This window comes from Dietzia sp. B44, assembly GCF_014145245.1.
Classification (GTDB): Bacteria; Actinomycetota; Actinomycetes; order Mycobacteriales; family Mycobacteriaceae; genus Dietzia; species Dietzia natronolimnaea.
The window spans coordinates 1-7,812 of the sequence record NZ_JAALEF010000223.1; the positions used below are offsets into that span (position 1 = coordinate 1).

At 68.9% G+C, this 7,812-nt stretch carries 4 protein-coding genes; 3 read left to right on the top strand and 1 reads right to left on the bottom strand.

From position 1 onward, the window contains the following. Window positions 1–91: 91 nt before the first annotated feature. From rarD to ilvA, 3 genes are read left to right on the top strand one after another with little or no spacing between them, the layout of a single operon-like run. Window positions 92–1,060 (top strand): EamA family transporter RarD, encoded by a 969-nt coding sequence (gene rarD / locus G6017_RS08215; RefSeq protein WP_182616882.1) that lies wholly within the window; start codon window positions 92–94, stop codon window positions 1,058–1,060. 12 nt (window positions 1,061–1,072) lie between these two features. Beyond that, window positions 1,073–4,627, top strand: a complete 3,555-nt coding sequence (gene dnaE, locus G6017_RS08220) for a DNA polymerase III subunit alpha (RefSeq protein ID WP_182616883.1) — start codon at window positions 1,073–1,075, stop codon at window positions 4,625–4,627. Window positions 4,628–4,669: 42 nt separating this feature from the next. Further along, window positions 4,670–5,944, top strand: coding sequence for a threonine ammonia-lyase IlvA (gene ilvA, locus G6017_RS08225; protein WP_182616885.1), 1,275 nt, complete (start codon window positions 4,670–4,672; stop codon window positions 5,942–5,944). A 7-nt stretch (window positions 5,945–5,951) separates the two neighbouring features. Here ilvA and treZ read toward each other — a convergent pair whose 3' ends face one another. Beyond that, the gene (gene treZ / locus G6017_RS08230) at window positions 5,952–7,730 is read right to left on the bottom strand and encodes a malto-oligosyltrehalose trehalohydrolase (RefSeq protein ID WP_179525084.1); all 1,779 of its coding nucleotides are present in this window, start codon (window positions 7,728–7,730) and stop codon (window positions 5,952–5,954) included. Window positions 7,731–7,812 lie beyond the last annotated feature (82 nt).

The window sequence follows — 7,812 nt, forward strand, 5'->3', positions numbered from 1 at the left end:
CTCCAGCCCCAGCAGGTCGACGCCGCGTTCCCCCTCCCCGACGACGCCCCCGTGCCGTCGGCGTGAGCGCGCGGGTGCCGGGGTGGTGCGGATGACCGAGCGGGGAGGGGAGCTCCGCGGGCGGGATCCCGCCGACCGGTCGGTGGCGCTCGGGATGCTCGCCGGGGTCCTGGCGTACACGCTCTGGGGCTTCTTCCCCGCGTTCTTCCCGCTGCTCGAGCCCGCCGGTGCGGTCGAGATCGTGGGCCACCGCATCGTGTGGTCGCTGGTGATCATGGCGCTGGTGCTCACCGTCATGCGACGGTGGCGGGAGCTGTGGGCGCTCGACCGCCTCTCGTGGGCGCGGATCGCCGGCGCCGCCGCGTTCATCACCGTGAACTGGGGTGTGTACGTCCACACGGTCAACTCCGAGCGGGTCACCGAGGCGGCCCTGGGATACACGATCAACCCCCTGGTGAGCGTGCTCCTGGGAGTCGTGGTGTTCCGCGAACGGCTGAACCGTCCCCAGGTGTTCGCGGTGGCCCTCGCCGTCGTCGCGGTGGGGGTTCTCACCGTGGGGTACGGACACTTCCCGTACCTCTCGGTGCTCCTGGCGACGAGTTTCGGCCTGTACGGGGTCTTCAAGAAGAAGCTCCGGGTGGACCCGGTGGTGGGGATGACCGGGGAGGTGCTGCTCATCGCGCCGGTCGCGCTCGCCGTTCTGGTGTGGCTGGGCGCGACCGGCGCGGGCACGTTCACCGGACACGGGGCGGGGCACGCGGCGTTGCTCGCCACCTCGGGCCTGGTGACCGTGGTGCCGTTGCTGTTGTTCGCCGTGGCCGCCCAGCGGATACCCCTGGCCACCGTCGGGATGCTGCAGTACATCATCCCGGTCCTGCAGATGGCCTGGGGGATCCTGGTGGTCGGGGAGCGACTGGACGCCGTCCAGTGGACGGGCTTCGCGTTGATCTGGGTGGCGGTGATCGCGTTCACGCTGGCGGGACGGTCACGCCGCCGGACGCGTGCTGGCGTTTCGGGTCGTGTCGGAGAACCGACCTACACTGGGCCGGACAAGCCGTAGGAGGAATGCTGCGTGGGCGGATCCCAGTTCGTGCATCTGCACAATCACACCGAGTTCTCGATGCTCGACGGGATGGCGCAGATCAACCCGATGTTCGCGGAGGCCTCCAGGCTCGGGATGCCCGCGGTGGGCATGACCGACCACGGCAACATGTACGGGTCCTCGGACTTCTACAAGCAGGCCGTCAAGACCGGGATCAAGCCGATCATCGGGATCGAGGCGTACGTCGCACCCGAGTCGAGGTTCAACAAGAAGCGCGTGCTGTGGGGGGAGAAGCACCAGAAGGGTGACGACGTCGCCGGTTCGGGCGCCTACACCCACATGACCATGGTCGCCGAGAACGCGACCGGCCTGCGCAACCTGTTCCTGCTGTCCTCGCTGGCCTCGTACGAGGGGCAGTTGGGCAAGTGGGCGCGGATGGACGCCGAGATCCTGGCCGAGCACTCCGAGGGAATCATCGCCACATCGGGTTGTCCCTCCGGCGAGATCCAGACCCGCCTGCGCCTGGGCCATCACAAGGAGGCCTACGAGGCGGCCGAGAAGTGGCAGTCGATCTTCGGGAAGGACAACTTCTTCCTGGAGCTCATGGACCACGGGATCGACATCGAGCGGCGGGTCCGCGAGGACCTGCTCAAGCTCGGCAAGGACCTGGGCATGCCGCCGTTGGTGACCAACGACTGCCACTACGTCACCCGCGAGCAGTCCCACGCGCACGAGGCGATGCTGTGCGTACAGACGGGCAAGACCCTCGCCGACGAGAACCGCTTCAAGTTCGACGGCGACGGGTACTTCCTCAAGTCCGCGGCGGAGATGCGTGCCCAGTGGGATACCGAGGTCCCGGGTGGATGCGACAACACGCTGTGGGTGGCCGAGCGGGTCCAGCCATACGACGAGATCTGGGCGCCCAAGGACCGGATGCCCAAGTTCCCCGTGCCTGCGGGGGAGACGGAGGACTCCTGGCTCGCCCGGGAGGTCCACAAGGGCCTGGAGTGGCGGTTCCCCGCGGGGGTTCCGCAGGAGTACCTGGACCGCGCGGAGTTCGAGCTCGAGGTGATCAAGGGCAAGGGGTACCCCGGGTACTTCCTCGTGGTCGGTGACCTCATCGAGTACGCCCGCTCCATCGGGATCAAGGTCGGCCCGGGTCGAGGGTCCGCGGCGGGTGCGCTGGTGGCGTACGCGCTCAAGATCACCAATATCGACCCGATCGAGCACGGACTGCTGTTCGAGCGGTTCCTCAACCCGGAGCGCCCCTCGGCGCCGGATATCGATATCGACTTCGACGACCGCCGCCGCGGCGAGATGATCCGCTACGCCAGCGACAAGTGGGGCGCCGACAAGATCGCCCAGGTCATCACGTTCGGCACCATCAAGACCAAGGCCGCCATCAAGGACGCCGCGCGCGTGAACTTCGGCCAGCCCGGGTACGCGATCGCCGACCGGATCACCAAGGCCCTGCCGCCGGCGGTCATGGCCAAGGACATCCCCCTGTCGGGCATCACCGACCCCAAGCACGAGCGGTACGGCGAGGCCTCGGAGGTCCGCCAGCTCATCGAGACCGACCCGGACGTCAAGCGGATCTACGACACGGCCCGCGGACTGGAGGGAATGGTCCGCCAGGCGGGTGTCCACGCGTGCGCGGTGATCATGTCGTCCGAGCCGCTGCTCGACGTGATCCCCATGTGGAAGCGCGCGCAGGACGGGGCCCTGATCACCGGGTGGGACTACCCCTCGTGTGAGGACATCGGCCTGCTCAAGATGGACTTCCTGGGCCTGCGCAACCTCACGGTGATCGGCGACTGCCTGGAGAACATCAAGTCCAACCGTGGCGAGGAGATCGACCTCGACACGCTCAGCACCGACGACCAGGCGACCTACGACCTGCTGGCCAGCGGCGACACCCTCGGCGTGTTCCAGCTGGACTCCGGTGGCATGCGTGAGCTGCTCAAGCGCATGAAGCCGACGGGGTTCAACGACATCGTGGCCGCCCTCGCGCTGTACCGGCCCGGCCCCATGGGGATGGGGACGCACTGGAACTACGCCGACCGCAAGAACGGCAAGCAGGAGCTGGTGCCGATCCACCCGGAGCTGGAGGAGCCGCTCCGGGTGATCCTCGGCGAGACCCACGGTCTGATCGTGTACCAGGAGCAGATCATGGCCATCTCCCGCGAGCTCGCGGGATACACCGCCGGTGAGGCCGACGGCTTCCGCAAGGCCATGGGCAAGAAGAAGGCCGAGGTCCTGGCCGCCGAGTACGAGAAGTTCTCGGGCGGAATGTTCGAGCGCGGTTTCTCCAAGGAGGCCGTGGACGCCCTGTGGGGGACCATCGAGCCCTTCGCCTCGTACGCGTTCAACAAGTCCCATGCGGCCGGCTACGGGCTGGTGTCCTTCTGGACCGGCTACCTCAAGGCCAACTATCCGGCGGAGTACATGGCCGCCCTGCTCACCTCCGTGGGTGACGACAAGGACAAGGCCGCGCTGTACCTGTCCAACTGCCGGCAGATGGGGATCCGGGTCCTGCCGCCGTCCGTCAACGAGTCGCTCACCAACTTCGCCTCGGTGGGCACGGACATCCGGTTCGGTATGGGTGCGGTCCGCAACGTCGGTTCGCACGTCGTGGACTCCGTCGTGGCCGCCCGTACGGAGAAGGGGGCGTTCACCGACTTCTCCGACTACCTGGCCAAGATCGACCAGACCGCGTGCACCAAGAAGGTCACGGAATCGCTGATCAAGGCCGGCGCGTTCGACTCCCTGGGGCACCCCCGCAAGGGACTGTTCCTGGTCCACGCCGACGCCGTCGAGTCGGTGATGTCCACCAAGAAGGCCGAGGCGGTGGGCCAGTTCGACCTCTTCGGCGGGGCGGACACGGACGAGACGGGAGGCGCCTCCGCCTTCAGCGACGTCTTCGCGGTCCGCGTGCCCGACGAGGAATGGGAGATCAAGCAGAAGCTGGCGCTCGAGCGGGAGATGCTCGGTCTGTACGTCTCGGGCCACCCGCTCGACGGGTTGGAGTCCGCGCTCGCCGCCAAGACCGACACGTCGATCGCGACCATCCACGAGGGCGAGCTCGCGCACGGCACCGCGGTGACCATCGGCGGGATCATCTCCGGTGTGGACCGGCGGGTCAACAAGAACGGCGAACCGTGGGCGATCGTGACCATCGAGGACTTCAACGGAAGCGTCGAGGTGCTCTTCTTCCCCAAGACGTACCGGCTCGCGGCGCTGGACATCGCCGAGGACGCGGTCGTCCTGGTCAAGGCGCGCATCAACATCCGCGAGGACCGGGTGTCGGTGTTCGGTGACACCCTCGAGGTGCCGGACCTGGTCGTGGGCGGCAACGGCGCCCCGCTGGCGCTGACCCTGCCCACCCGGATGTGCACCATCGAGACCGTTACCGCCCTCAAACAGGTGCTCGGCCGACACCCCGGACCCTCCGACGTCCACCTGCGGCTGGTCAACGGGAACTCCTCGACGGTGTTGCGACTGGACGACCATCTGCGGGTGGAGACGTCCTCCTCGCTCATGGGGGATCTCAAGGCGCTGCTCGGGCCGGGTTGTCTCACCGGATGACCAGTTGGCGGTGACGGACCGCACGGTGGGACACTGGTCGTCGTGACCGTCACCGACTCCGCCGCGACCCAGGTAGTGACCCCAGACGACATCGACATCGCCGCCCGCCGCATCGGCGACGTGATCCTCGCGAGCGAACTGCACCAGAGCGAGCGGTTGAGCGAGCAGACCGGCGCGACCATCCTGCTCAAGCGCGAGGACCAGCAGGCGGTGCGGTCGTACAAGATCCGGGGCGCGTACAACCTGATGTCGCAGTTGACCGGTGACGAGCGCAGCGCGGGCGTGGTGACGGCGAGCGCCGGCAACCACGCCCAGGGCGTCGCGTTCGCCTGCCGGAGCCTCGGGATCAACGGCCGCATCTACGTCCCCACCAACACCCCCAAGCAGAAGCGGGATCGGATCCTCGCCCACGGTCGCAACTGGGTGGAGCTGGTGGTCACCGGCGTCAACTTCGACGCCGCCCAGACCGCGGCCCGCGCCGACGCCGAGCGGACCGGTGCGACGATGGTCCCGCCGTTCGACCACCCGGACACCATGGCCGGTCAGGGAACCATCGCGGCGGAGATCCTGGCGCAGCTCGACCGGGTCCCCGATGCGGTGGTGGTGCCGGTCGGCGGCGGCGGTCTGGTGGGCGGGCTCGCCACCTACCTGGCGGAGTACGCGCCCGACTGCAAGATCATCGCGGTGGAACCCGCGGGAGCGCCCTCTCTGACCCGGGCTCTCGAGGCGGGCGAGCCCGTCATCCTCGACACCGTGGACACCTTCGTCGACGGTGCGTCGGTGGCACGGCTCGGGGATTTCCCGTTCGGGGTGATCTCGTCGATGACCGAGCGGATCCAGGTCCTCACCGTGGACGAGGGTGCGGTGTGTACGGCGATGCTGGAGCTGTACCAGAACGAGGGGATCATCTCCGAGCCCGCCGGCGCGCTGGCGGTCACCGCACTCGAGCAGCTCGAGATCGACGAGGGCGCGACGGTCGTCTGCATCATCTCGGGCGGTAACAACGACGTCTCGCGGTACAGCGAGATCATCGAACGCTCGTTGGTGCACCAGGGGCTGAAGCACTACTTCCTGGTCAAGTTCCCCCAGGAGCCCGGCCAACTGCGTCGATTCCTCGACGAGGTGCTGGGTCCGGAGGACGACATCACGCAGTTCGAGTACCTCAAGCGCAACAACCGCGAGTACGGGGCCGCCCTCGTGGGTATCGAGCTCGGCTCCGCCACGGGCCTGCACTCCCTGCTCGAGCGGATGGAGGCCTCCCGGATCGACTGTGAGCGGCTCGAGCCCGGCACCGCGGCGTACGAGTACCTGACCTGAGGCCCGTCTACCCGGTGTCCGGGCGGGTGCGCACCACCGCGAACCCGAACGCCTGACAGAAGACCGAGTCCTCGTCGACCACCGCCCCCGAGGCCAGCACCGCCTCGCCGGCCACCGGGACCCTGCTCGGCTCGGTTCCCAGGTTCACCACCAGGGCGAGCGATCCGCGGTGGACGATCAGCCAGCGGCCGTCGTCGGCCTCGACCCCGCACCGCACGCGGACCGACCCGAGCCACGGATCGGTCAGCTCGGGCTCGGCCCGCCGGAGGGCGATGAGTGCGCGGTACCCCCGGAGGATCTCGGCGTGCTGGTCCCGGGTCTGCTCGGACCGGTCCAGCACCGACCGCCGGAACGTCTCCGGGTCCTGGGGGTCGGCCACCGTGGCCGGGTCCCATCCCATCTCGGCGAACTCGCGGGTCCGGCCCCGGCGCACGGCGTCGGCGAGCTCGGGCTCGGGGTGCGAGGTGAAGAAGCAGAACGGGGTACGCGCGCCCCATTCCTCGCCCTGGAACAGCATCGGCGTGAAGGGGGAGCACAGGACGATCGCGGCCTTGGCCAGCTGCTGCGCGGGTGAGAGGTTCACGGAGGGCCGGTCACCCGCGGCGCGGTTGCCCACCTGGTCGTGGGTGAGCGTGTACGCCACGAACCGGCTGCCCGGGACCCGTCCGACATCCAGCGGGCGGCCGTGGACCCGCCCCCGGAACGCCGACCACGTCCCGGCGTGGAGGAACGCCCCGGTGAGGACCTGCCGGAGTGACTCGAGTGACCCGAAGTCCGAGTAGTAGCCCTGGCGTTCACCGGAGACCGCGGCGTGGACCGCGTGGTGCACGTCGTCGTCCCACTGTCCGGTGAGGCCCAGTCCGCCGCCCTCTCTCGCGGTGACCAACCGGGGGTCGTTCTGGTCCGACTCCGCGATCAGCGACAACGGTCGCCCGAGGTGGGCGGAGAGGGACTCGACCTCCACCGCCAGCTGCTCGAGCAGGTGCACGGCCGAGGCGTCGTGCAGGGCGTGGACCGCGTCCAGGCGCAGGGCGTCCACGTGGAACTCGTCGAACCAGCGCAGGGCGTTGTCGATGATGTACCGGCGCACCTCGCCCGAGTGGCGGCCGTCGAGGTTGAGCCCCGATCCCCACGGCCCGTCGGCGGCGGACAGGTACGGGCCGAACTCGGGCAGGTAGTTCCCCGACGGCCCGAGGTGGTTGTAGACCACGTCAAGACACACTCCCAGTCCGCGGGCGTGGCAGGCGTCCACGAACTGCTGGAACGCGTCCGGTCCTCCGTACGGCTCGTGCACGGCGAACCACGCCACCCCGTCGTAACCCCAGCCGTACTCGCCGTTGAACGCGTTGACGGGCATCACCTCGACCATGTCCACGCCCAGCTCCACCAGGTCGTCGAGGTACTCGATCGCGCTGGTCAGGGTGCCACCGGGGGAGAAGGTTCCCACGTGCATCTCATACAGGAGAGACCCGGCCAGTTGCCGACCCGTCCAGGCCGAGTCGGTCCAGCGCGTCGCGTCCACCCGGTGCACCCGCGAGAGCCCGTGCACGCCGTCGGGCTGACGCGCCGACCGCGGGTCGGGACGCGCGTCGCTCACCTCGCCGTCGTCGCCCGTCACCACGAACCCGTAGTCCCTGCCCTGCTCGCGGACGACGGTCGAGGCCCACCAGCCGTCGGCGGTGCGGTGCATGGCGATCGGATCGGCGTCGGCGGAGTCCAGGACCAGGCCGACGGCCTCGGCTGTCGGCGCCCAGACGGAGAACGTGTCACTGCTCGGGAAGGTCACACCCCCAGGGTAGGGAAAACCACCGGGGGCGGGGCGGCGATACTGGTCCCATGACCGACCCCGGGACACGTGTGCTCAGGCT